At 68.4% G+C, this 21,275-nt stretch carries 22 protein-coding genes; 6 read left to right on the forward strand and 16 right to left on the reverse strand.

Annotated elements, in window-relative coordinates; genetic code table 11:
- Nucleotides 1-251 precede the first annotated feature (251 nt).
- Nucleotides 252-1,625 (forward strand): bifunctional lysylphosphatidylglycerol flippase/synthetase MprF, encoded by a 1,374-nt coding sequence (locus tag ON37_RS08320; protein ID WP_040718260.1) that lies wholly within the window; start codon nucleotides 252-254, stop codon nucleotides 1,623-1,625.
- Between the two features lie 3 nt (nucleotides 1,626-1,628).
- Here the strand turns inward: ON37_RS08320 and ON37_RS08325 are convergent, their stop codons facing one another.
- The gene (locus tag ON37_RS08325) at nucleotides 1,629-2,132 is read right to left on the reverse strand and encodes a hypothetical protein (protein WP_040718240.1); all 504 of its coding nucleotides are present in this window, start codon (nucleotides 2,130-2,132) and stop codon (nucleotides 1,629-1,631) included.
- 267 nt (nucleotides 2,133-2,399) lie between these two features.
- Here ON37_RS08325 and ON37_RS08330 point away from each other — a divergent pair, with 267 nt between their 5' ends.
- On the forward strand, nucleotides 2,400-3,854 hold the full coding sequence (locus ON37_RS08330) for a neutral zinc metallopeptidase (protein WP_040718241.1): 1,455 nt from the start codon (nucleotides 2,400-2,402) through the stop codon (nucleotides 3,852-3,854).
- Between the two features lie 61 nt (nucleotides 3,855-3,915).
- On the opposite strand, the gene ON37_RS08335 is transcribed toward ON37_RS08330, so the two are convergent.
- The 5 genes from ON37_RS08335 to ON37_RS08355 all read right to left on the reverse strand — a co-directional run bounded on the left by ON37_RS08335 (nucleotide 3,916) and on the right by ON37_RS08355 (nucleotide 8,126).
- Nucleotides 3,916-4,383 (reverse strand): 6,7-dimethyl-8-ribityllumazine synthase, encoded by a 468-nt coding sequence (locus ON37_RS08335; protein WP_040718242.1) that lies wholly within the window; start codon nucleotides 4,381-4,383, stop codon nucleotides 3,916-3,918.
- A 9-nt stretch (nucleotides 4,384-4,392) separates the two neighbouring features.
- Complete coding sequence (locus tag ON37_RS08340) at nucleotides 4,393-5,229, reverse strand: alpha/beta hydrolase (RefSeq protein ID WP_040718262.1); 837 nt, start codon at nucleotides 5,227-5,229, stop codon at nucleotides 4,393-4,395.
- A gap of 87 nt (nucleotides 5,230-5,316) precedes the next feature.
- Complete coding sequence (locus tag ON37_RS08345) at nucleotides 5,317-5,724, reverse strand: DUF3224 domain-containing protein (RefSeq protein WP_040718243.1); 408 nt, start codon at nucleotides 5,722-5,724, stop codon at nucleotides 5,317-5,319.
- A 37-nt stretch (nucleotides 5,725-5,761) separates the two neighbouring features.
- A complete protein-coding gene (locus tag ON37_RS08350; RefSeq protein ID WP_051031349.1) occupies nucleotides 5,762-7,141 on the reverse strand; it encodes a M20/M25/M40 family metallo-hydrolase in 1,380 nt (459 codons plus the stop codon).
- A gap of 73 nt (nucleotides 7,142-7,214) precedes the next feature.
- Nucleotides 7,215-8,126, reverse strand: coding sequence for an oxygenase MpaB family protein (locus ON37_RS08355; protein ID WP_051031353.1), 912 nt, complete (start codon nucleotides 8,124-8,126; stop codon nucleotides 7,215-7,217).
- Nucleotides 8,127-8,314: 188 nt separating this feature from the next.
- On the opposite strand from ON37_RS08355, the gene ON37_RS32815 reads away from it, so the two are divergent.
- The gene (locus tag ON37_RS32815; protein ID WP_157171389.1) at nucleotides 8,315-8,482 is read left to right on the forward strand and encodes a hypothetical protein; all 168 of its coding nucleotides are present in this window, start codon (nucleotides 8,315-8,317) and stop codon (nucleotides 8,480-8,482) included.
- 14 nt (nucleotides 8,483-8,496) lie between these two features.
- Here the strand turns inward: ON37_RS32815 and ON37_RS08360 are convergent, their stop codons facing one another.
- Nucleotides 8,497-9,699, reverse strand: a complete 1,203-nt coding sequence (locus ON37_RS08360; RefSeq protein ID WP_051031350.1) for an MFS transporter — start codon at nucleotides 9,697-9,699, stop codon at nucleotides 8,497-8,499.
- An 80-nt stretch (nucleotides 9,700-9,779) separates the two neighbouring features.
- Here ON37_RS08360 and ON37_RS08365 point away from each other — a divergent pair, with 80 nt between their 5' ends.
- Both ON37_RS08365 and ON37_RS08370 read left to right on the forward strand, forming a co-directional pair.
- The gene (locus ON37_RS08365) at nucleotides 9,780-10,127 is read left to right on the forward strand and encodes an ArsR/SmtB family transcription factor (protein WP_040718245.1); all 348 of its coding nucleotides are present in this window, start codon (nucleotides 9,780-9,782) and stop codon (nucleotides 10,125-10,127) included.
- Between the two features lie 29 nt (nucleotides 10,128-10,156).
- Complete coding sequence (locus ON37_RS08370) at nucleotides 10,157-10,615, forward strand: PaaI family thioesterase (protein WP_210742195.1); 459 nt, start codon at nucleotides 10,157-10,159, stop codon at nucleotides 10,613-10,615.
- 192 nt (nucleotides 10,616-10,807) lie between these two features.
- On the opposite strand, the gene glnA is transcribed toward ON37_RS08370, so the two are convergent.
- On the reverse strand, nucleotides 10,808-12,244 hold the full coding sequence (glnA, locus tag ON37_RS08375) for a type I glutamate--ammonia ligase (protein WP_040718247.1): 1,437 nt from the start codon (nucleotides 12,242-12,244) through the stop codon (nucleotides 10,808-10,810).
- A gap of 463 nt (nucleotides 12,245-12,707) precedes the next feature.
- On the opposite strand from glnA, the gene ON37_RS08385 reads away from it, so the two are divergent.
- Nucleotides 12,708-13,169 carry an RDD family protein gene (locus tag ON37_RS08385; protein WP_040718249.1) on the forward strand — a complete coding sequence of 154 codons (462 nt, stop codon included), beginning with the start codon at nucleotides 12,708-12,710 and terminating at the stop codon, nucleotides 13,167-13,169.
- Nucleotides 13,170-13,284: 115 nt separating this feature from the next.
- Here the strand turns inward: ON37_RS08385 and ON37_RS08390 are convergent, their stop codons facing one another.
- From ON37_RS08390 to sucB, 8 genes are all read right to left on the reverse strand, one after another.
- Nucleotides 13,285-13,920, reverse strand: a complete 636-nt coding sequence (locus tag ON37_RS08390; protein ID WP_040718250.1) for an IclR family transcriptional regulator — start codon at nucleotides 13,918-13,920, stop codon at nucleotides 13,285-13,287.
- A 66-nt stretch (nucleotides 13,921-13,986) separates the two neighbouring features.
- Nucleotides 13,987-14,376, reverse strand: coding sequence for a DUF3224 domain-containing protein (locus ON37_RS08395; RefSeq protein WP_040718251.1), 390 nt, complete (start codon nucleotides 14,374-14,376; stop codon nucleotides 13,987-13,989).
- Nucleotides 14,377-14,452: 76 nt separating this feature from the next.
- Entirely contained in the window at nucleotides 14,453-15,196 is a 744-nt protein-coding gene (locus ON37_RS08400; RefSeq protein ID WP_040718252.1) for a DUF4191 domain-containing protein, read from the reverse strand.
- Between the two features lie 48 nt (nucleotides 15,197-15,244).
- Entirely contained in the window at nucleotides 15,245-17,455 is a 2,211-nt protein-coding gene (locus ON37_RS08405; RefSeq protein ID WP_040718253.1) for an elongation factor G-like protein EF-G2, read from the reverse strand.
- 173 nt (nucleotides 17,456-17,628) lie between these two features.
- Nucleotides 17,629-18,717, reverse strand: coding sequence for a lipoyl synthase (lipA, locus tag ON37_RS08410; RefSeq protein ID WP_051031351.1), 1,089 nt, complete (start codon nucleotides 18,715-18,717; stop codon nucleotides 17,629-17,631).
- Entirely contained in the window at nucleotides 18,714-19,265 is a 552-nt protein-coding gene (locus tag ON37_RS08415; RefSeq protein ID WP_245553116.1) for a GNAT family N-acetyltransferase, read from the reverse strand. Before ON37_RS08415 ends, lipA begins: the two co-directional genes overlap by 4 nt.
- Nucleotides 19,266-19,358: 93 nt before the next feature.
- Nucleotides 19,359-20,258 carry a TIGR01777 family oxidoreductase gene (locus ON37_RS08420; protein WP_040718254.1) on the reverse strand — a complete coding sequence of 300 codons (900 nt, stop codon included), beginning with the start codon at nucleotides 20,256-20,258 and terminating at the stop codon, nucleotides 19,359-19,361.
- A gap of 32 nt (nucleotides 20,259-20,290) precedes the next feature.
- Nucleotides 20,291-21,275, reverse strand: a 985-nt coding sequence (gene sucB / locus ON37_RS08425) for a 2-oxoglutarate dehydrogenase, E2 component, dihydrolipoamide succinyltransferase (RefSeq protein ID WP_040718255.1), incomplete at its 5' end; no start/stop codon positions are given.

Below are 21,275 nucleotides of genomic sequence, written 5' to 3' on the forward strand. Positions count from 1 at the left end.
CGTGTTGCGGGGAACAGACCGGTCGCGATATCGGTTGATACAAAGAGTGCCGTGCCGTCGTGTTCGGGCGACCCGGGTTCGCGTCCGCCGCGGCGCATCCGACGGGCCCCGCGGAGGCGGAACCAGCGTTCCGCATACTGTATCGGTACGCGACCACTCGGGAGGACCGCCATGGTGAGGATGTTCGTGGACGTGCGCAACGCCCACCGGTTCGACGCCGCACACGCCGCGTCGTGTGAGCGGAGACGGTGATGGCAGAACTCAATTCGGCCGTCACCGGATACCGGACCTACCGCCGTGCCACCCTGAATCCCACCCGCGCCGTGCGGGTTCCGCTGATCGCGGTGCTGCTGCTGGTCGGCGTGGTGCTGCTGTACGCGGCCGACCGGGCCGCGCGGGAGGGCGTCGATCGCGGCTGGTTCGTGGCGGTCTCGCTGTCGGGCCTGTTCATCGCGCGCGGATTGCATCTGCGCCGGCCGATTACGCTGCCGCACTTCACCGTCGCGGTGATCGTGCTCGGTGTGTCGAACATCGCCTACCGCAGCGACCACGCCACCGTGGGTTTCGTGTGCCTGGCCTCGACCGGGCTGATCCTCATGCTGCCGCAGAGCTCGCGTCCTCAGCCCGACCAGCGTGACCGGATCGCGGCCCTGGTCGATCGGACGGTCGAAGATCCGCTGGCGCCGTTCGCCCTGCACTCGGCGAAATCCTATTTCTTCAGCGCCGATTCGAGCGCGGCGATCGGCTATCGGGCGCGCTTCGGGATCGCCGTCGTCGCCGGCGACCCGGTCGGCAAATGCTCCGAATTCGGCACCCTGATCGCGGAATTCTCCGAATTCGCCGCGGCGCACGGCTGGCGGATCGCGGTGCTGGGCGCCAGCCCGGCCGTCACCGAACTGTGGCGCACCCGGGCCGCCGACCACCATGGGCTGCACGCCATTCCGATCGGACGCGACGTGGTGGTCGAGGTGGACTCCTTCGATATGGTCGGCCGCAAATTCCGCAATCTCCGGCAAGCCGTCAGCCGCACCCGCAACTTCGGGGTCAAGACCGAGGTGATACCGGAACGCGAACTCGATCGCGAGATGCGCGAGACCTTGCTCGGTATCGTCGACGAATGGGGGACCGGTCACCAGACCCGCGGATTCTCGATGATCCTGGATCATCTGCTGGACGGCCGTAATCCGGGCATGCTGGTGGTGATCGCCCGCGACGCCGACGGCCGGGTAGCCGGATTCCAGCGCTACGGATCCGCCAATCACGGCACCGAGCTCAGTCTCGACGTGCCGTGGCGGCGTAAGGACGCCCCCAATGGCCTGGACGAACGCATGATCGTCGATCTCGTCGAATACGGTCGCGATCACGACGTGCACCGGATCTCCCTGGCCTTCGCCGCATTTCCGGAACTGTTCGCCGACAAGGATCGGTCGCGCTCCAAACAGGCGATCTATGTGCTGGCCCGCACGCTGGATCCGCTGATCCGGCTGGAATCGCTGTACCGGTTCCTGCGCAAGTTCAACTCGTTCGGCCATCAGCGCTTCGTCCTGATCCGCTGGCGGGAGATCGTATTCACCGTGGCGGCCCTGCTGACCCTGGAATTCGTCCCGCATCGCAAACAGGGCTGAGGATCAGGCCAGATTGCCCTCGTAACACAGGGCGGTCGAACGCCAGGTGGGTTCCGGGACAGCGGTTCCGCGGCCGAATTGCCAGGAATCGATCGGTTCGGCGGCCTTCCAGAAGAGTCGGCCGTCGCGATCACGCACCACCTGATAGACGTCCTCGGTGCCGGCGACGAGCTGATTGCCGACGCAGTAGTCGGTGTAGGCGGTACCCGGTTGCCGGGCGCCGGCGCTGAACTGTGCGGTGGGGTCGATGTGGGCGCCGGGATTGGCGACCGTATCGGCGCGTTCGGTCAGTGCCCCGATCGCCCATTCCGGTTCGCCGCGGCCGTCCGTGCCGCAGGTGTAGCCACGGCCACCCGCGATCACGGTGGCGCCGACGGGGTGCGTGGCACCGGCCCAGAGGCAGTCCGTGCCGGGCTGGGCCGGCGATCGGCGCGCTTCGGCCTCGGCGGGTGCGGCGCCCAATCCCAGAGCGGCTGCGGCCAGTGCCGACAGGGCGGGAAGAGTCATAGTCATCCGGGGAATGCGGGGCATGGGATCGGCCTCTCTGCTCGCCGTTGAGCATCTACCTACGTAGGTAAATAGTAGATGAATCCTGGGTGTGGCCGCCATGTCGCGCCCGTCACCGGCCCGAATGAACCGGTCGCGAACCGAACGTTGCGCATCGGGCGGTAGGCCCGATTACGATGTGAGCGCTCGGGGAGACGGGGGGCCGCTGTGCGGAATCCGGACCGTCGTCGGTCCGGGTATCGACAGTGGTATCGGGGAGGAATCGGCATGAGAAACAACAGGCGGCTGCGGCTGGTCGCGACGGCCGGGCTGCTGGCGCTCGGTGCGGTGCTGGCCGGATGTGGTAGTGACGCGAAAACTACTGTGGCACAAGAGGTGTCGGCGACCGGCGACAATCCTTGGGCGCTCAGCGGCGCGGCGCCCAGTGCCGCCGGGCCGAGCGGGCCGCGGCCCGGCGTTCCGGACGCGCCGCTGCACGCCGACAACGGCGACGGCGGGGAGATGGACCGGCTGGCACTCAACACGCTCGCCGATCTACAGGACTACTGGGGCGCCGAATACGGCAAGTATTTTCCCGGTACCTTCAAGCCGGTCGATCATTTCATCTCCTGGGATGCCAACGCGCCCAAGGAACAAGCCGTCACCTTCTGCCGATCGAGCACGTACCGCATGGTCAACGCGGCCTACTGCAAGATCGACAAGACGGTCGGCTGGGACCGCGGCAAACTGCTGCCGCTGATCTCGGCCAAATACGGGAAGATGGCCGTGGTGATGGTACTGGCCCACGAGTACGGCCACTCGCTCCAGGATCAGGCCCGGCTCAACGGCTTCTTCACCCCGGGCATCGTGCTCGAACAGCAGGCCGACTGCTTCGCGGGGGTATTCCTGCGGCATGTGGCCGAGGGCGGCTCGGCGCACTTCACGCTCAACACCACCGACGGGTTGAACGGCGTTCTGGGCGCGACGGTCGCGGTGCGCGACCGCGATCCCGATAACCCGCGCAATGTGCACGGGTCCGCCTTCGAGCGGGTCACCGCGGTGCAGATCGGCTGGTCCGACGGCGCCGCCGGCTGTAAAGGCATCAACAAGAAGGAGATTCAGCAACGGCGCGGCGGCCTGCCGACCACCTTCGAGCCGGGTGATCAGGAGAATCAGATGGGTGTCGACGTCGACGGGCTCAATGCCGCCGCCGCCGCGCTCGGCCGCATCTACCCGCTGGCACAACCGCCGAAGCTCGACTACTCCGGCATCGTCCGCGATTGCCCGAAAGATACCGGGCTGGAGCCGGTTTCGTACTGCCCGGCAACCAACACCATCGGCACCGACATCCCGGAACTGGCGAAACGCGCCGGACAGCAGCCCGGCGCCGACGAGCCGCTGTCCGCGGTGGTCGACGGCAACTACAACGCCTACGTCGTCTTCATCTCGCGCTACGCGCTGGCGGTGGAACAGGACCGGCACCTGTCGCTGACCGGGCCCGAGACCGCCGGGTTGCGCACCGCCTGCCTGTCCGGCGCCGTCACCACCAAGCTCAGCGATCCGGCCAGCGATCCGCGGTTGACCGCCGGTGACCTGGATGCCGCCGTGTCGGGATTGCTCGCCGACGGTCTGGCCGCCAGTGATACCGACGGCAAGGTCGTCGCCGGCGGCTATCAGCGACTGGATGCCTTCCGCACCGGCGTTCTCGACGGTGAGGCGGCCTGCCTGAACACCTACAAGTGAGGTGGCCGGGGCGGCCGATAGGACATACCGGTCGCCCCTCGGCCCCGGGTGCCGGTCCGCCTCAGACCGCGCCGCTCGGCAGCGTGCGCAGCGAGCTCAGGGTCGTCGCGACGGCGCGTGCGGCCTCGGCGCCCTTGGTGTGGAAATGTTTGGTGAAGTAGTCGACGTGTTCGCTGTGCTCGTGGAAATGATGCGGAGTCAGCACCACCGAGAACACCGGGACGTCGGTTTCGAGCTGCACCCGCATCAGTCCGTCGACGACGGCCGAGGCCACGAAATCGTGTCGGTAGATCCCGCCGTCGACGACCAGAGCGGCGGCCACCACCGCGGCATAGCGGCGGGTGCGGGCCAGTCGCTGCGCGTGCAGGGGAATCTCGAAGGCGCCGGGTACGTCGAAGACCTCGACCGCCTCGGCGGAATACCCCAGGTCGCCGTACTCGGCCAGGAAACCCTCGTACGCCTGGGTGACGATGGACTGGTGCCAGTTGGCCCGGACGAACGCGATCCGTTCCTGGTCGGTAGTGCTCATTCTCGGATGCTACTGCGCCGCGGTGTGGTCCTCCAACCAGCGCACCAGGTCGTCGAGGACCGCCGCCCGCTCCGGTTCGTTGAATATCTCGTGATAGAGGCCCGGATAGCGACGCACCGTGAGATCGGTGGTCCCGGCGCCGGCCTCGATCCGATCGGCGCCCTCCGGTGCGGCCAACTCGTCGGCGCCGCCGTGCAGTACCAGGGTCGGGACCTGCAGCGCGGCCAGGTGGCCCAGCACGAATTCGGCGCCCCGCAGAATCTCGGCGGCCGTGCGGGCGGGCAGCTTCCCCCGGTAGACCAGCGGATCGCGGTCGTAGGCGCGCACCACTTCGGGGTCGCGGCTGATCGCCGACGAGTCCAGTTGCAGCACACCGAGTTTCGGTGCCCACCGGCTCAGCGCCGGGGCGAGCAGGCGCTGCAGCGGATTACCGGCTTCGATCACGACCGGCGGCGCCGACACCGCGATCCCCGCGACGTCGAGCGGGGCCCGGGTCGCCAGATACAGCGTGATCAGGCTGCCCATGCTGTGACCCAGCACGAACCGCGGCACCGCGGGATATGTCGCGGACGCGATCTCGAGCATGGTGTTCACATTGTCGGCGGCGGCGTCGATCGACTCGATATTCGCCTGCCCGCCGGCCGAGCGGCCGTGCCCGATGTGATCGAAGGCGTAGACCGCGAAACCGCTGTCGGCCAACCGTTTACCGACATGGTCGTAACGGCCGGAGTGTTCGGCGACGCCGTGTACCAGCACCACCACCGCCCGCACCCGGTCGGGTAACCAAGCGCGCCAGAAGACCCGTCCGCCTCGCGCGTCGAACTCGCCGGTGTCGCCAGTGATCATCGCTGCCTCCGTCCGCGTTGTCGCCGCGTCATTGTCGCGCACGGCCGCGGGGGCCGGGCCGATTCGGCCCGCCGCGTGCCGGACCTCTCAGCCGAGGTCGTAATCGAACCAGATCCGATGGGTGCCGTCGGGGTCGACCGCCAGTCCGCCGGTTCCGGTGATCTCGCTCAGCTCGCCGGTGCCGCTGCTCGGGACGATGGTGAAGAATTCCGCGCTGCGATCGGTACCCGCGGTGGTCGCCGAATGGGCGAAGTTGAAGGTGCCGGCCAATCCGTTGAGCGAACCCTCGAACGACTCCATCGCCACATAGGTGCCCTTCCCGGTGAGCTGGTCGAAGGCGGCGGTGAACAACGTCGCCGACCGGCCTACCGCCTCACCCTCGAAATGCTTTTCCAGCCGGGCGATTCCGACCGGCGTGGCGGTCGGGATGTCGGGGTCGGGCAGCACATCGGTGGCGACGAAGGATTTGACGGTGAACGTTGCTGTAGCTCGCACCCGCTGAGCGTAGCGGCGGAGGCCGACATTCCCGGCATCAGCTTCCGGCCTCGGTGTAGTGGGCGAGGAGCCGGCGGTTGAATTCGATCAGCCGCGCATAGTTGGCGCGCGACAGCCGCTCGTCGGTGCCGTGGATGCGCTCGAGATCGGCGGCGTCGACGAGGATCGGGGCGAAGTTGCACCGGGTGCCGGCCAGCGCGTCGTAGTGCCGGGAGTCGGTCGCGCCCGGCACGATGCCGGTGGTGACCACCGCCTGCGGCACCAGCTCGCGGGTGAGCTCGGCGATCAGGTCGAATGCCGGTCCGGGGCGGGTGATCTGCGAGGGCTCCGAAGCCGTACCCGACAATTCGATCGAGACCCGGTCGTCGGCGACCACGCGGCGGCAGTGCTCGACGACGTCGGCCACCGAATCACCGGGCAGAATGCGGAAATTCACCAGCGCCTCCGCCCGCTGGGGCAGCACATTGGCCTTCACGCCGCCGCGGATCACGGTGGGTGCGGTAGTGGTGCGCACCAGCGCCTCGGTCTGCGGCCGGGTCGCCATCAGCCGGGTGAGGGCGGCGCCGGCGACCGGTAGCAGACGCAGCGCGGTGCGCCGGGGCTCGGCCATGGCGGGACGCAAGCGGGTCAGCATATCGGCGACGACCGGGGTCATCCGCAGCGGCATCGGGCGATCCTGAATCCTGGCCACCGCACGGGCGATGCGGCCGACCGCCGTCTCCCGGCCCGGCATCGACGAGTGGCCACCGGTGTCGGTGGTCAGCAAACGCACCGTGGCCCAGCCTTTTTCGCCGATCATGACGGAGGCGACCGGTGCGGTGGCTCCATCGGCGACGCCGTGGGTGATCACGCCACCCTCGTCCAGCAGCAGATCCGCCCGCACGCCCAGGTCGCGGAGCCGCGCGGCCATCCGGGTGGCGCCGGCGCGCCCGAAGATCTCCTCGTCGTGCCCGAAGGCGAACCAGATGTCGCGGCGTGGGCGGTGACCGGCGACGAGCAGCGCCTCGGTGGCCTCGAGAATCGCCAGCAGCCGGCTCTTGTCGTCGATCGCGCCCCGGCCCCAGATGAATTCGTCGTCGACCACACCGGCGAAGGGTGCGTGTGTCCAGCGCTGTTCGTCGTCGACCGGAACCACGTCCTGATGGGCGAGCAGGATCGCCGACGTCCCGGGTTCGGCGCCCGGCCAGCGGTAGAGCCGGCTGTGCCCGAACCGCTCGAGTTGGAGACATTCGTGAACCAGCGGGAAGCTGTGTTCGAGATGGCTTGCGAGCCGGCCGAATTCGGCCGCATCGGGCTCGGTGTCGTCGCGGGAGACGGTGCGGCACCGCAGCGCCTCGGCCAGGCGCTCAGCCGTCCGGTCGTCGACGTCGGTGCCGGGCGCGGGCCGGCTGCGGGGGGATGAATTCTCGGACACCATAGGACTGTCGAGTCTGCCCTCCCGCGAGACCGGCCCACGGCACCGGGGTCGGAAATCGCCGGCTCGTCCCGGCTCACATCGGCCGCAGATCGAGCACCTTGCGCAGCCGAGCCCGGTCGCGTTCGAGCCGGCGCGCCTCGTAGGCGATCGGGAAGTACCGGATCCGCTCCGGCAGCAGCGGGACCAGATGGCCGATCAACCACCCCAGGACCCGCAGTTTGCGCTCGTCCGCCGCGGTCCAGGTCAGGCCCAGCTTGCGGCGTGCCGACTCCGGGGTGGTGCCGACGGTGCAGAAGTACTGCATCCGGCCGACCGGCGCGGCGGCGATCTTCCACAGCGGCCGCAGGGGCGCCGGTAGCGACTTCGGCGGCGCGACGTGGCGGATGGTCTTCAGATAGTCGCGCGCGGTGTCGGTCGCGACCAGGTGGTTGTCGACGGTGTCGGCGAAGAAGACCTCGAAGTCCGCGTAGGTCGGCGGAATCTCCTTGGGCGGCACCGAGAACAACCGCAGCAGTTGCAGCACCTCCTGGTAGTACTGCTCCTTCTCGGCGTCGGTGAGGGGAGCGGGGCCGAAGTATTTCGACGCCTCGGTGAACGCGTAGGTCCCGGTGTGCAGCACCCACGCCCACGGCCCGGACGCGAGGGCCGAGTGCCGCTGGCCCTGCGCATCGACGGTAGTGAGCGAGGCGTGCATGTGGCGCAGCCGGTCCGCCTCGGCCACCGCTTCCGCACCGCCGTAGGTCCAGGTCATCACCGCGGCGAGGCTGCGCATCGCGCGGCCCATCGGATCGGTGCGGAAGGTGGAGTGTTCGTCGACCACCGCCGAGATCGTCGGCTCCATCGTCTGCAGCAGGAAGGCCGAGCCGGCGGTGAGCGAGAAGGTGATCAGTCCGACGGCATCCCACATGCGGGTGCCGGGTTCGATCGGCTTTCGGGGGCCGAGTTCGTGGTCGGCGCGCTCGGCGGGGGCGACGGAGGCGGTCATTCGGTGATCTCCTTTGACCACTAGACATGATGAGAAGATTACTTACGAATCCTCTCATCATGTCTGGGAATTGGCAACGCTCCGCTCTCGGGTGAACACACAAGTGAACTCGAGCTGAAATTCAGGTGAACCAATGGAAGAATGGTGTCCTCGCTCACCCGGACAGATCAGGGAGGAGGGATCCAGCCATGATCCACACCCACGCTCACCCCTCGTTGTTGCAGGCATTGCGCGGCTACGCCCGCCGCACCCTGGCCCGCTACTCCCTGACCGACCAGGAACGACGCAATCTCGCTGCGGCGCACGGTCATCCGGCTGTCTATACCGCCTCCCTCGGTAGCCATCCGCATCTGTGAGGGGCCCCGTCCCGTCATTCCTCGGCCCCTGCCCTTCGTGCGGTCAGGCCGAGTAGTAGTCCGAGTGCGGCCACGGTCATCGCGAGCGCGGTGACCGCGGGCCGCATACCGAAACCGCCGATGGCGTAACCGGTGCCGACGGTCAGAATCGCGGCCGGCAGGTAGGCGCTGATATTCAGCGCGGCATTGGCCTCCGCGCGCCGATCGCCGGTGACGTGCTGGGCGATCAGTCGCAGGCCGCCGAGCTGGCTCAGTCCCTGTCCCGCGCCCGCCAGTAGCGCCGCGGCCACGAACAGGCCCGGATTCTCGGTGTAGAGCGTGGCCACGACCGCGCTCATGGCCAGCACGGTGCTGACCGTGCCCAGTGCGAACAGGCGGGAGACGGTGAGCCCGCCGAGGGCGAGTTGCGAACCCGTCGCCGCGAGAAACATGACGCAGGCGGCGCCGCCCGCGAGAAGCGGAGATGTGTTGCCGACCGCGAGGACCAGGAGTGACGGTCCCAGTGACAGCACGAACGAGGTCGCCGTGAGGCCCGGCGCGAAAACGGCTGCCCCGCTGAGCACGTGCCGCAGATTGCGCTCGGGCACCTGTGGAAGCCGGGGCCACGGGAAGCCGCGAGTTCCGGCGGGCCGCTCCAGGGGAAGGCCGAAATAGCCGGCGAGGGCCACCAGCAGAAGCAGAATGTTGACGCTGAAGACCCACCCCACCGGACGGCTCGTGATCTGATAAATCACCCCGCCGAGCAGTGGTCCGAGCCCGGCGCCGAACACCATCGCGATCGACGCGAGCATCGATGTCACGTGCCGACGGCTCTCGCCGCCGAGGTCGACGACCGCGGCCATCCCGGCCGACACCACCACGCCGACGGCGATGCCGACCAGTAGTCGCGCGAGGATCAGCGTCGCGACGCTGTGCGCGCTCATGAACAACACCGCCGAAACCAGCGCGATCACGATGCCCGGGACGACGACCCGGACGCGGCCGTACCGATTGGCCGCCCGGCCCGCGACCAGCAGTGCCGCCACCAGGCCCGCGATGTAGGCGGCGAACACCACGGTCAGCGTCCCCGAGGAGAAGCCCAGCTCGCGCTGCCAATACACGTACAGCGGAGTGGGGGAGTTGGACAGCGCGAACACCGCCGTCACCGCCCATGCCGCCCTGATCAACTGCCATCGCGAGCCCGTCCGAACCGATGTTTCGCCGACGGTCACTGCCATGCCGACCTCCTAGTACGAGAAAATGCGTACTGCGAAAGCTAGCAGTACGAGAAACTTCGTACAAGGGGTACGATGATCGCATGGCCCACATCGCGAACGAGACCGAACGGCCCCCGTTGCTGCCGGAGCCGCCGGTGGACGAGCTGCGCCTGGAGGTGGTGATGGGAGCACTCGCCGATCCGCTGCGGATGACCGTCGCCCGCAAACTGCTGCTCGATTCCGACGAGTTCGACCACCCCTGCGGCTGGTTCGGCTTCGACCGGCCCAAGTCCAGCCTCACCCACCACTTCAAGGTGTTGCGCGAGGCCGGCGTCATTCATCAGCGTCAGTACGGCCTGGAGCGGCGCAGCCGGTTGCGGAGCGAGGATCTCGAACGCCGCTTTCCCGGCTTGCTCGGCCTGATCGCCGCGACCGGCGAAACGTCGTGAAACCCTGGCGCACAAGGGAAAGGATGTCGATGGAGAGCACCCCCGGTGAGCTCGATGCCGAACTCGCCGAGCACGTCGCCGCCAGCTTCGCCCGCCAGGGACTCATGCGCCATCTCGGCGCCGCCATCACCGAACTCCGTCGCGGATTCTGTCAGCTCCGGGTGCCGTACAGCTCCGACCTCACCCAGCAGCACGGGTACTTTCACGCCGGAGTCACCAGTGCGCTCATCGATACCGCCGGTGGATATGCCGGCCTGTCGACCTACTCGCTCGGCGACTCCGTCCTGACCGTCGACTTCACGGTCAATCTCCTCGCCCCCGCCGTCGGCGACTTCCTGCTCGCCGAAGGCACCGTGATCAAGAGCGGCCGAACCCTCACTGTGTGCGAACTCGAGGCATTCACGCTCCGCGGGGGCGAACGTGTCCATGTCGCGACCGGGCGTCAGACCCTCATTCGGCTCGCCGACACCTCTGATCGTCCCGCCTGAGCCGCACGGCCCTGCCCGCCGGCGCACGGACGAGGCGGAGGAAGGCGCGTCCGACAGCGGCGCCGCCGGATCGGAGCGCCGGTCTCGATCGGCGTTTCCCGGCATGCTCGTCAGCATCACCAGGTCGGCGAAATGGGCGAAGCCCCAGCCGGATCGGCTGGGGCTTCGTGAATCCGATTGTGCGGTAACGGCTTACACGTCGTAGTACAGCTCGAACTCGTAGGGGTGCGGCCGCAGGTTGACCGGGGCGATCTCGTTGTCGCGCTTGAGCTGGATCCAGGTCTCGATGAGGTCGTCGGTGAAGACGTTGCCCTCGGTGAGGTACTCGTGGTCCTGCTCGAGGCGGTCGATCACCGAGGCCAGCGATGTGGGGGCCTGCGGGATGTTCTTGGCCTCCTCCGGCGGGAGCTCGTAGAGGTCCTTGTCGACCGGGGCCATCGGCTCGATCTTCTTCTTGATGCCGTCCAGGCCGGCCATCAGCATGGCGGCGAAGGCCAGGTACGGGTTACCCGAGGAGTCGGGCGCGCGGAACTCGATGCGCTTGGCCTTCGGGTTGTTACCGGTGACCGGGATGCGGACCGCGGCCGAGCGGTTGCGCTGCGAGTACACCAGGTTGATCGGGGCCTCGTAGCCCGGCACCAGGCGGTGGTAGGAGTTCACGGTCGGGTTGGTGAACGCCAGCAGCGACGGCGCGTGGTGCAGGATGCCGCCGATGTAGTGGCGGGCCAGGTCGGACAGGCCACCGTAGCCGGCCTCGTCGTGGAACAGCGGCTTGCCGTCCTTCCACAGCGACTGGTGCACGTGCATACCCGAGCCGTTGTCACCGAACAGCGGCTTCGGCATGAAGGTGACCGACTTGCCTTCCTGCCACGCGGTGTTCTTCACGATGTACTTGAACAGCTGCAGGTCGTCCGCGGCCGACAGCAGGGTGTCGAAGCGGTAGTTGATCTCGGCCTGACCGGCGGTGCCGACCTCGTGGTGGCCGCGCTCGAGCTCGAAGCCGGCGTTCTGCAGGTTGGTCGAGATCTTGTCGCGCAGGTCGACGTAGTGGTCGTAGGGGGCGACGGGGAAGTAGCCACCCTTGTTGCGGACCTTGTAACCCAGGTTGCGGGTGCCGTCCGGGTTGAACTCCTCGCCGGTGTTCCACGAGCCGGAGACCGACTCGATCTCGTAGAACGCACCGTTCATGCCGGAGTCGTAGCGCACACCGTCGAAGATGTAGAACTCGGCCTCGGGGCCGAAGAACGCGGTGTCGGCGATACCGGTCGAGCGCAGGTACTCCTCCGCCTTGCGCGCGATGTTGCGCGGATCGCGGGAGTAGGCCTCACGGGTGAACGGGTCGTGCACGAAGAAGTTCATGTTCAGCGTCTTCGCGGCACGGAAGGGGTCGACCCGCGCGGTGGAGAAGTCGGGCAGCAGCAGCATGTCCGACTCGTCGATCGACTGGAAACCGCGCACCGAGGAGCCGTCGAACGCCAGGCCCTCTTCGGCCAGGTCGGCGGTGAACGACTTCGCCGGGATGGAGAAGTGCTGCTGAACGCCAGGAAGGTCCGAGAAGCGTACGTCGACGTATTCGACGTCCTCCTCCTTGATGTACTTGATGACCTCGTCGGCCGTGCTGAACGCCACTTAGTACTCCTTACGGATCGGTTCCCAGCCTGTGCCGATTGCTGGGTTTCAGCGTCGAACGGTATGGATGCGGTGTTTCCCCGCAATCAAGGCTGTGTTTCGCCAGTGTTACACGTGCTGCTGGACGGGTCGGCGGCGTCCCCGGGCAACGGCCCGCGGTGCGTCGTTCACGATGCGGTGCCGGACCAGCACGGTTATCCTGCCACCACGTCCGTCGGCCCCCGATTCGAGGACCGCGCAGCGGGTGCCGAACGCTGCCCGGGTCACCGAGAGTTTCCCGGCCGCAACCGGTTTGGGGATGCCGCCCGGTGCCGGCCTCGTGCTGTCGCCGCCGCGGGCGATCGGACGCGGTGGCATCGGCCCCAGGGCGGGAAATCGGCGGACGCCGGCCGTGCGACGAACGGGTCGGCCGGCGGCCCGGGTGTGACGTAATCCTCACCGCCGCCGCGCCTAAGCTGGGAGCATGGCGCGAATTACCGGTTCCTGGCTGTCCGGCCCGAATGCGGCCCACCCCGGCGAGCCGCAGCCCGACGACTACCCCGGCAAGCTGCTCGGCCTGCCGCAGGAGGGAGTCGGTTCGCTGGCGCCCATGTCGCGCCGCATCATCGCGCTGTTCGTCGACTACTTCATCGCCATGGGTATCGCCGCGCTGATCGTGCACGGTTCGGGTTCGCTCAACACGGTCACCTACCTGGTCTGGTTCGTGATCGGGGTGGTGACGGTGATGCTGTTCGGATTCACCCCCGGCCAATACTTCCTGGGCATGCGCACGGTCCGCATCGATGCGGCCGTGCCGGTCGGCTTCATCCGCTCGGTCGCGCGGCAGGTCCTGCTGACCTTCGTCGTCCCGGCGCTGTTCACCGACGGGGACCGACGGGGTATGCACGACCGAGCGACCGGGACGGCGCTGGTTCGCGCCCGGTGACCCGCCGCACCGACTATCTCGAGCAGAACCCGGCAGCGCGAGATGTGCGGCTGGACGCCGGGATGCTCGCCGCGCTCGCCGAACGGGCCTGAGGGCGACTCGAGACTAGCGATGTTCAGCCCAGTGCGGCGTACAACCGTTCGGCGGCCCGGCGCACCCCATCGGCCATCGCCGGAGTTTCCTGTCCGATCAGGGTGACCACGCCGACCGCCGCCGGGGGACCGGGCAGTCCCGGCAGCGACGCGACCACGCCGTGCGCACCGGGCACGAGCTTGCCCTCGCTCTCGAAGATCCCCCGCTCGCCCCGCCGCGACGCCTCGATCGCCGCACCGAGAGCGCCCTGTCCGCGCGCGGTGCGGGCACCTACCCGATAGGCGACGTGGAAGGTGGTGAACGGCGGTTCGACGACCGAGACGGCGAGGACGTCGTCCCCGTCGGCGACACAGAAATGTGCCGTGGCCTCCACCTCGCGGGCCAGATCGTCGAGGATCTCGCGGGTGGCCTCGCGCACCGAGCCGAGTACGTGCTGGGTCAGTACGAGCGCGCCCGCGGAGACGCCGACCGTGCCGTCCTCGGCGCGACGCACCAGCCCGTGCTCGACCAGCGTGCCGACCAGGCGGTAGATGATCGTGCGGGACAGCCCGAGCTCCTGCGCCAGTTGCGCGGGGGTGCGGGCATGGGGGCTGCTGGCGAGCACCTTCAGCACGTCGAGTCCGCGGCTCAGGGTCTGCGAGGTGTCGGGCGCCGGCATGAGCCAGATCCTACGTGCGCGGTGTAGTGGCCGAGGGTCCTCGGCGGACCGAACGTCGGCGGCTGGTCAGAGGGCGTAACGCAGGGTGAGGACCTCCCGCTGCGCTTCCTCCGCGTGACCGGAAATGCCGGTGAGTTCGCCGGTGCCCGAGCCGGGGACGATGGTGCCGAACGTGCGCTGGTCGCTGCCTTCGGCGAGGCCGCCGTGCTGGATGACGAAGCTGCCCCGGCGACCGTCCAAGGCCCCCTCGATCCGCTCCGAGGCGACGTAGCCGGCGCCGTTCGGGCCTTGGGCCGTGAGCACCTCGACGACGCCGGTGCCCTCGATCACCCCCGCGTAGCGCTTGCTGATGCGCACCCGGGTCAGCTTGGGACCCTCGGCGGGTTCGTCGTAGGCCTGTTCGTCGAACTCGACGATCTCGAAGTGTGCGTCCACGGTCCGATGCTGGTCGCTCATCACTGGTTCCGGGCGCTGTCGCGCAGCACCCGCATCTCCTTGCTGCTCGATACGAGAGGACGCCGGAATCGATCGCTCAGCGGCGGCGGATGGTGCGCTGGACACCACGCATCTTGGCCCCCGCCGGCAGCGGGCCCTTCGGCAACGCGGGCCCGCCCCGGGTGGCGAGCGCGGTCAGCCGGCCCTCGATGAGATCCATCCGCTTGGCGTCGATGTTGCGGGGCAACTTGGTGAGATGGCGCTGCAGGTTCTTCAGCGGAACCTGGCCCTCCTCGTTGCCGATCACGATGTCGTAGATCGGGGTGTCCCCGACCAGGCGGGCGGTCTTCTTCTTCTCCTGAGCCAGGAGCGATTTCACGCGCTGCGGAGAGCCCTCGGCGACCAGGATGACACCGGGCAGGCCGATGACCCGATGGACGGCGTCGAGCTGGGTGGTCGCGGCGACGGCCTGGGTGGCGCGCCACTTACCCTGCAGATTGTCCAGCACCCACCAGGCCGCCCCGGCCTGCCCCTCGGCCTTGGCGTAGACGTTCTTCTGCACCCGGCGGCCGAAGATGATGAAGGCGACCAGCGCACCCAGCAGGATGCCGACCGGGAGCAGGAACCACTGCAGATCGAACAGGAAGCCGATCAGGAACAACACCACGGTGATGCCGACCAGGGCGCCGATCATCAGCGGCAGCAGCAGTTTGTCTTCCTTGCGCACCATCTGGAACGTCTGCCAGAGCTGCTGACGCCGCTCCTTCGACGCCTGCTTGCGCGCCGCCTTCGCCGCGGCCTTCGCTTCCTTCGACGGTGTGCCGCCCTTACCTGCTGCCATACCTCTCAGGATAGTGGGCCGGTCGGCGCCACCCGGCAGCGGACCGGCTCAGACCGTCGCGACTTCGGCTGTGCGGAATTCCGCCGCGAGCTGGTGCGGCATCGGCTCGTGCCGCACGTACTCGCGGCTGAACTGCGCCGCGCCGCGTGAGAGCGAACGCAGGTCGATCGCGTAGCGACGCAATTCCAGTTCGGGCACTTCGGCGCGGACGACGGTACGGCCCGCGGTCGCCGGTTCGGTGCCGAGGACCCGGCCGCGGCGACCGGACAGGTCACCGAGGATGGTGCCGACGTACTCGTCGGCGACGGTCACGCGCACCTCGGCGATCGGTTCGAGCAGATCGATGCGACTCGCCGCCGCGGCCTCGCGCAGCGCGAGCGCCCCCGCGGTCTGGAAGGCGGCATCGGAGGAATCGACCGAATGGGCCTTGCCGTCGACGAGCGTCACCCGCACGTCCACCAGCGGGTATCCGGCGGCGACCCCACGTTCGGCCTGGGCCCGCACGCCCTTTTCCACCGAGGCGATGAATTGCCGGGGCACCGCGCCGCCGACGACCTTGTCGACGAATTCGATGCCCGAGCCTTCGGGAAGCGGTTCCACTTCGATATCGCAGATCGCGTACTGACCGTGCCCGCCCGATTGCTTCACGTGCCGGCCGTGCCCGGATGCCTTGGCGCCGAAGGTTTCCCGCAGCGCCACCCGATAGTCGTCCAGGTCCACCTGGACGCCGAACCGGGACCGCAGGCGCTCCAGTGCGACGTCGCGGTGTGCCTCACCCAGACACCACAGCACCAACTGGTGGGTCCGGGGATTCTGCTCCAACCGGACCGTGGGGTCCTCGGCGACCAGCCGGGCCAGTCCCTGCGACAGCTTGTCCTCGTCGGCCTTGCCGTGGGCTCGCACCGCCACCGGTAGCAGTGGTTCGGGCAGCGGCCACGGTTCGATCAACAGTGGAGAATCCTTGGCCGACAACGTATCTCCGGTCTCGGCGTGGCCCAGTTTGGTGACGTAGGCGATATCTCCCGCGATGGCCTGGCTCAGCGGAAACTGCTGTTTGCCGAACGGCGCCGTCACCGCGCCGACGCGTTCGTCGGCATCGTGCGCGCCGGCGCCGGAGTCGGCGCCGTGCCCGCAGATGTGCACGGTCTCGTCGGCGTGCAGGGTGCCGGAGAACACCCGCACCAGCGATACCCGGCCCACATACGGATCGGAGGCGGTGCGGATGACCTCCGCGGCCAGCGCGGCGCCCGGATCGCAGGACAGTAACCGGGGGGCGGCGCCGTTGCCCGGACAGCGCGCCGAGACCGCGTGTTCGGCCGGGGTCGGGAAGCCGCGGGTGATCAGCTCCAGGATCTCCACCATGCCCAATCCCTCCCGGGTTCCCTCCGGCGGGGGAGCGGCGATCAGGATCGGGTGGAAGCGGTCGTTCGCCACCGCACGTTCCAGATCCGTGATCAGCGTGGCCAGGTCGATCGGTTCGCCCTCGAGATAGCGATCCATCAGGGTTTCGTCTTCGCTTTCGGCGATGATCCCCTCGATGAGCCGACTGCGGGCGGTCTCGATCTGTGCCGCCTGCTCCGGGGTGGTGTCGGTGCGCGTGTGCTCGCCGGCCGAACAGTCGAAGACCTGCTGGGTCAGCAGATCGATCAGTCCGGTCACCGGGCGGTGCCCGTCGGCGCCCTTGGGGCCGTACACCGGCAGTTGCAGCGGCAGGATGGCATCGGAATCGCCGTCGCCGAGCAGGTCGGCACAGGTCCGGGTGATCAGGTCGAAATCGGCCCGGGCGGCGTCGAGATGGGTGATCACCAGGGCTCGTGGCATGCCGACCTGAGCGCATTCCTCCCACAGGGCCAGCGTCTGGCCGTCCACGCCGTCGGCTCCGGCCGCGGCCGACACCACGAAAAGGGCCGCATCCGCAGCTCGCAGACCGGCCCGTAACTCACCGACGAAATCGGCATATCCTGGCGTATCGATCAGATTGATCTTGATCCCGTTCCAGCCGATCGGCACCACCGACAGCTGGATCGAGCGATGTTGCCGCTGCTCGATGTCGTCGTAGTCCGACACGCAGGTGCCGTCCTCGACGCGGCCGGCTCTGGTGAGCGCTCCGGCCTCCATCGCCAGCGCCTCCACGACGGTTGTCTTGCCCGAGCCGGTATGTCCGACCAGGACCACATTGCGAATACCGTCCGGCTGCGCCGCTTCGACGACTCTGCCGACGGAATTACCTCGGGCGGCGGTGCTCGCTTTCTCGGCCATGTCTCTTCACTTCCCGGAGTCGACACGTGCGGTTGATTCGAGCTTCCCACCGGCAAGCGGCTGTGTCACCCGTTCCGCCGATCCGCACCCGGTACGTAGCGAATCCGCACCCCGGACGTAGCAAAACGACCGGCCGAACCCGAGGTTCGACCGGTCGCGGCAGGTAGGAGCGGTCAGCTACCGAAGCGGGCGAGGACCGAACTCGCCTCCTGGGCGGCGCTGCCCTCCTGCGCCAGATGGGCCATCTCCGGCGCGATCTCCCGGCCGTGGTGGGCCATCGCCTGCGCGTACAGCCGGCCGGCGCGGTAGGACGAGCGGACCAGCGGACCCGCCATCACCCCGGCGAAGCCGAGTTCCGTTGCCACCCTGGAGTGTTCGACGAACTCTTCCGGCTTCACCCAGCGATCGACCGGATGGTGCCGCGGCGAGGGCCGCAGATACTGGGTGATGGTGAGGATGTCGCATCCGGCCTCGTGCAGGTCGCGCATGGCCTGGGTGACCTCCTCGGGCGTCTCGCCCATGCCGAGGATGAGGTTCGACTTGGTGACCAGGCCGGCTTCGCGCGCGGCGGTCAGCACCGCCAGTGACCGCTCGTACCGGAAGGCCGGGCGGATCCGTTTGAAGATGCGCGGGACCGTTTCCAGGTTGTGCGCCAGCACTTCGGGACGGCTGGCGAACACCTCGGCCAACTGCTCGGGATCGGCGTTGAAATCAGGGATCAGCAACTCGACACCGGTGTGCGGATTGAGCCGTTTGATCGCTCGGACGGTCTCCGCGTACAGCCAGGCGCCACCGTCGTCGAGGTCGTCGCGGGCCACACCGGTGATGGTCGAGTACCGCAGGCCCATCGCCTGCACGCTCTCGGCCACCCGGCGCGGTTCGTCGCGGTCCAGGGCGGCGGGCTTACCGGTATCGATCTGGCAGAAATCGCAGCGCCGCGTGCACTGTTCGCCACCGATCAGGAAGGTGGCCTCGCGGTCCTCCCAGCATTCGAAGATGTTGGGACAGCCCGCCTCCTCGCAGACCGTGTGCAGGCCTTCGCGTTTGACCAGACCCTTGAGCTCGGAGTACTCGGGCCCCATGGTGGCGCGGGTGCGAATCCACTTCGGTTTGCGTTCGATCGGGGTCTGCGCGTTGCGAGCCTCGATGCGGAGCAACTTGCGGCCACCGGATTCCCGTACCAGGGGATCGGGGGACGACGTGGCCGGCGCGGCGGTGTGTGCCGCGCCGCTGTTCGATGTCGGGGTGTCGACGGAGGTCACTCGAACGACTCTACGCCCGCCGAAATCGGGCCCGGCAGCGTGCGTTGCATCAAGGTCAGATCCATCCACCCGCCGAACTTGTGACCGACTTCCGGCAATTGCCCCACGATCCGGAATCCGAACTTCTCGTGCAGCAGAATCGAGGTCTTGTTGGAGGTTTCGATCGCCGCGATCACGGTGTGCACCCGCCCGGATTCCTCGGCCCGTCCCAGCAGGGCGGTCAGGAGCGCGGTCGCCGCGCCGCGGCGCTGGAACCGCTCCGAGACGTACACCGAATTCTCCACGCAGTAGCGGTAACCGGATTTGGGTCGCCACTGCGCGTAGCTGGCGTAGCCCGCCACCTCGCCATCGATCTCGGCGACCAGCACCGGATATCCGGCGTTCACCCGATCGCGCCACCACCGCAGCCGATCGTCGAGATCGACCGGATGGGTGTCCCAGATGGCGGTCGTCTCGGCGACGGCGTTGTTGTGGATGGCGAGGATCGTGGGGAGGTCGCGTTCCTCGGCGTCGCGGATGTGCGGCCCATCCGGCTGGAGATCGGTCACCGCAACAAACTATCGGCAACGCTTCGCCGCGGCGAGCCGATTCGGGCCGACGGGATGCGTGTCTGTGCAGGTGTGAGCGGTTTCACCCACGATTCAGCTGTCGTCGCCGACCACCGCGGCCAGAGCCTGACCGATGGTTTCGTGGCGGAAGGTGTATCCGGCGTCCTCGAGGGCCGTCGGAATGGCGCGCGGGCCGCGCAGAATCGCCTCCTGGGCGAATTCGCCGAGCGCGGCCTGCAGGGCGAAGGCCGGCACGATGAACGGCGCCGGTCGGCGCAGCGCGCGTGCCAGCGCTCGGTTGAACTCCGCGTTGGTCACCGGGGCCGGTCCGACCAGATTCACGGGACCGCGGACGGCCGGATTCGTCAGGGCGAACGACAGCCCGCCGACCTCGTCGTCGAGGGAGATCCAGGGCTGGTACTGGCGCCCACTGCCGAGCCGTCCGCCCAGCCCGAGCGAATACAGCGGTTTGAGCAGCGCGAGCATGCCACCGTGCCGCGACAGCACGACCGCGCTGCGGACCTGGACCACCCGCACGCCCGCGTCGACGGCAGGCTGGGTTGCCGCCTCCCAGTCACGGCACAGCGTGGCCAGGAAACCCGTTCCGGCGGAATCGGATTCGGTGATCACCCGATCACCGGTATCGCCGCCGTAGTAGTGCACGCCGCTGGCGTTCACCAGCGTCGGCACTCCGGCGGCGGCGACCGCGGTGGCCAGCACATCGGTCGGGCCGATGCGGCTGTCCCGCAGCTGCTGTTTGTAGCTGCCGTTCCAGCGCCGCGCCCCGATTCCGGCTCCGCAGAGGTTGACGACCGCATCGGCGGCCCGCAGGGCCGGTGCGGGCACCTGGGCGCGCACCGGATCCCAGCTGAACTCGTCCTCCGCGGCGGCGGGACGACGCACGAGACGGGCCACTTCGTGTCCGTCTCGCCGCAGTGCGGCGACCAGCGCCGTCCCGATCAGCCCGGAGGAGCCGGCGATCACAACCTTCATGCGGAAACCGAATCGTCGTGACGCGCAGCCGGTTACAGGCCCAGATCGGCCTCGAACGCGGCTTCCTCCAGCCGGTGCCTGATGGTGGTCAGGAAGCGGCCGGCGTCGGCGCCGTCGATGAGCCGGTGGTCGTAGGTCAGCGGCAGGTAGCACATCGAGCGGATGCCGATGAATTCGCTGCCGTTGTCCGAGATCACCATGGGCCGCTTGACGATCGCGCCGGTGCCCAGCATCGCCGCCTGCGGCGGCACCAGGATCGGGGTGTCGAACAGCGCGCCCTGGCTGCCGATGTTGGTGATGGTGAAGGTGCCGCCGGCCAGCTCGTCGGGCTTGAGACCGCCGGTGCGCGCGCGGTTGGCGATATCGGCGATCGCACGGGCCAGTCCGGCCAGCGACAGGTCACTGGCATTGTGGATGACCGGCGAGAGCAGACCCTGTTCGGTGTCGACCGCGATGCCCAGGTGCACCGAGGAGTGGTAGGTGATCTCCTTGGTCTCCTCGTTGTAGGAGGCGTTGACGTTGGGGTGCACGCCCAGCGCCTCCACGGCGGCCTTCGCGAAGAAGGGCAGGAAGGTCAGGTTCACGCCCTCGCGCTCGGCGAATGCGCTCTTGGCCTTGGCCCGCAGCGCCGCGATCTTGGTGACGTCGACCTCGTGGGTCTGGGTCAGCTGCGCGGTGGTCTGCAGCGATTCGCGGGTCTTGGTCGCGGTGATCTGGCGGATGCGGTTGGCCTTCTGAACCGTGCCGCGCAGTGCCTGCAGCTGCGGGCGCGCCCCGGCCGGAGCGGACGGCGCGGCGGGAGCGGCGGCGGCCGGAGCGGCGGCGGGCTGCGGAGCGGCCGGAGCCTTCTTGGCCTCGGCGGCCGCGAGCACATCCTGCTTGCGGATGCGACCGCCGACGCCGGAACCCTTCAGCGTCGACAGGTCGACGTTGTTCTCCTGGGCCAGCTTGCGCACCAGCGGGGTGACATACGGGGACTCGCCGTTGCCCGCGGCGGCCGGTGCGGGAGCCGCGGCC

This window comes from Nocardia veterana NBRC 100344, from assembly GCF_000308855.1.
GTDB lineage: Bacteria > Actinomycetota > Actinomycetes > Mycobacteriales > Mycobacteriaceae > Nocardia > Nocardia veterana.

Coding starts and splice junctions, on each gene's coding strand:
- ON37_RS08320 (WP_040718260.1), top strand. CDS start 252: ATGGCAGAACTCAATTCGGCCGTCACCGGATACCGGACCTACCGCCGT.
- ON37_RS08325 (WP_040718240.1), bottom strand. CDS start 2,132: ATGACTCTTCCCGCCCTGTCGGCACTGGCCGCAGCCGCTCTGGGATTG.
- ON37_RS08330 (WP_040718241.1), top strand. CDS start 2,400: ATGAGAAACAACAGGCGGCTGCGGCTGGTCGCGACGGCCGGGCTGCTG.
- ON37_RS08335 (WP_040718242.1), bottom strand. CDS start 4,383: ATGAGCACTACCGACCAGGAACGGATCGCGTTCGTCCGGGCCAACTGG.
- ON37_RS08340 (WP_040718262.1), bottom strand. CDS start 5,229: ATGATCACTGGCGACACCGGCGAGTTCGACGCGCGAGGCGGACGGGTC.
- ON37_RS08350 (WP_051031349.1), bottom strand. CDS start 7,141: ATGGTGTCCGAGAATTCATCCCCCCGCAGCCGGCCCGCGCCCGGCACC.
- ON37_RS08355 (WP_051031353.1), bottom strand. CDS start 8,126: ATGACCGCCTCCGTCGCCCCCGCCGAGCGCGCCGACCACGAACTCGGC.
- ON37_RS32815 (WP_157171389.1), top strand. CDS start 8,315: ATGATCCACACCCACGCTCACCCCTCGTTGTTGCAGGCATTGCGCGGC.
- ON37_RS08360 (WP_051031350.1), bottom strand. CDS start 9,699: ATGGCAGTGACCGTCGGCGAAACATCGGTTCGGACGGGCTCGCGATGG.
- ON37_RS08365 (WP_040718245.1), top strand. CDS start 9,780: ATGGCCCACATCGCGAACGAGACCGAACGGCCCCCGTTGCTGCCGGAG.
- ON37_RS08370 (WP_210742195.1), top strand. CDS start 10,157: ATGGAGAGCACCCCCGGTGAGCTCGATGCCGAACTCGCCGAGCACGTC.
- ON37_RS08385 (WP_040718249.1), top strand. CDS start 12,708: ATGGCGCGAATTACCGGTTCCTGGCTGTCCGGCCCGAATGCGGCCCAC.
- ON37_RS08390 (WP_040718250.1), bottom strand. CDS start 13,920: ATGCCGGCGCCCGACACCTCGCAGACCCTGAGCCGCGGACTCGACGTG.
- ON37_RS08395 (WP_040718251.1), bottom strand. CDS start 14,376: ATGAGCGACCAGCATCGGACCGTGGACGCACACTTCGAGATCGTCGAG.
- ON37_RS08400 (WP_040718252.1), bottom strand. CDS start 15,196: ATGGCAGCAGGTAAGGGCGGCACACCGTCGAAGGAAGCGAAGGCCGCG.
- ON37_RS08405 (WP_040718253.1), bottom strand. CDS start 17,455: ATGGCCGAGAAAGCGAGCACCGCCGCCCGAGGTAATTCCGTCGGCAGA.
- ON37_RS08420 (WP_040718254.1), bottom strand. CDS start 20,258: ATGAAGGTTGTGATCGCCGGCTCCTCCGGGCTGATCGGGACGGCGCTG.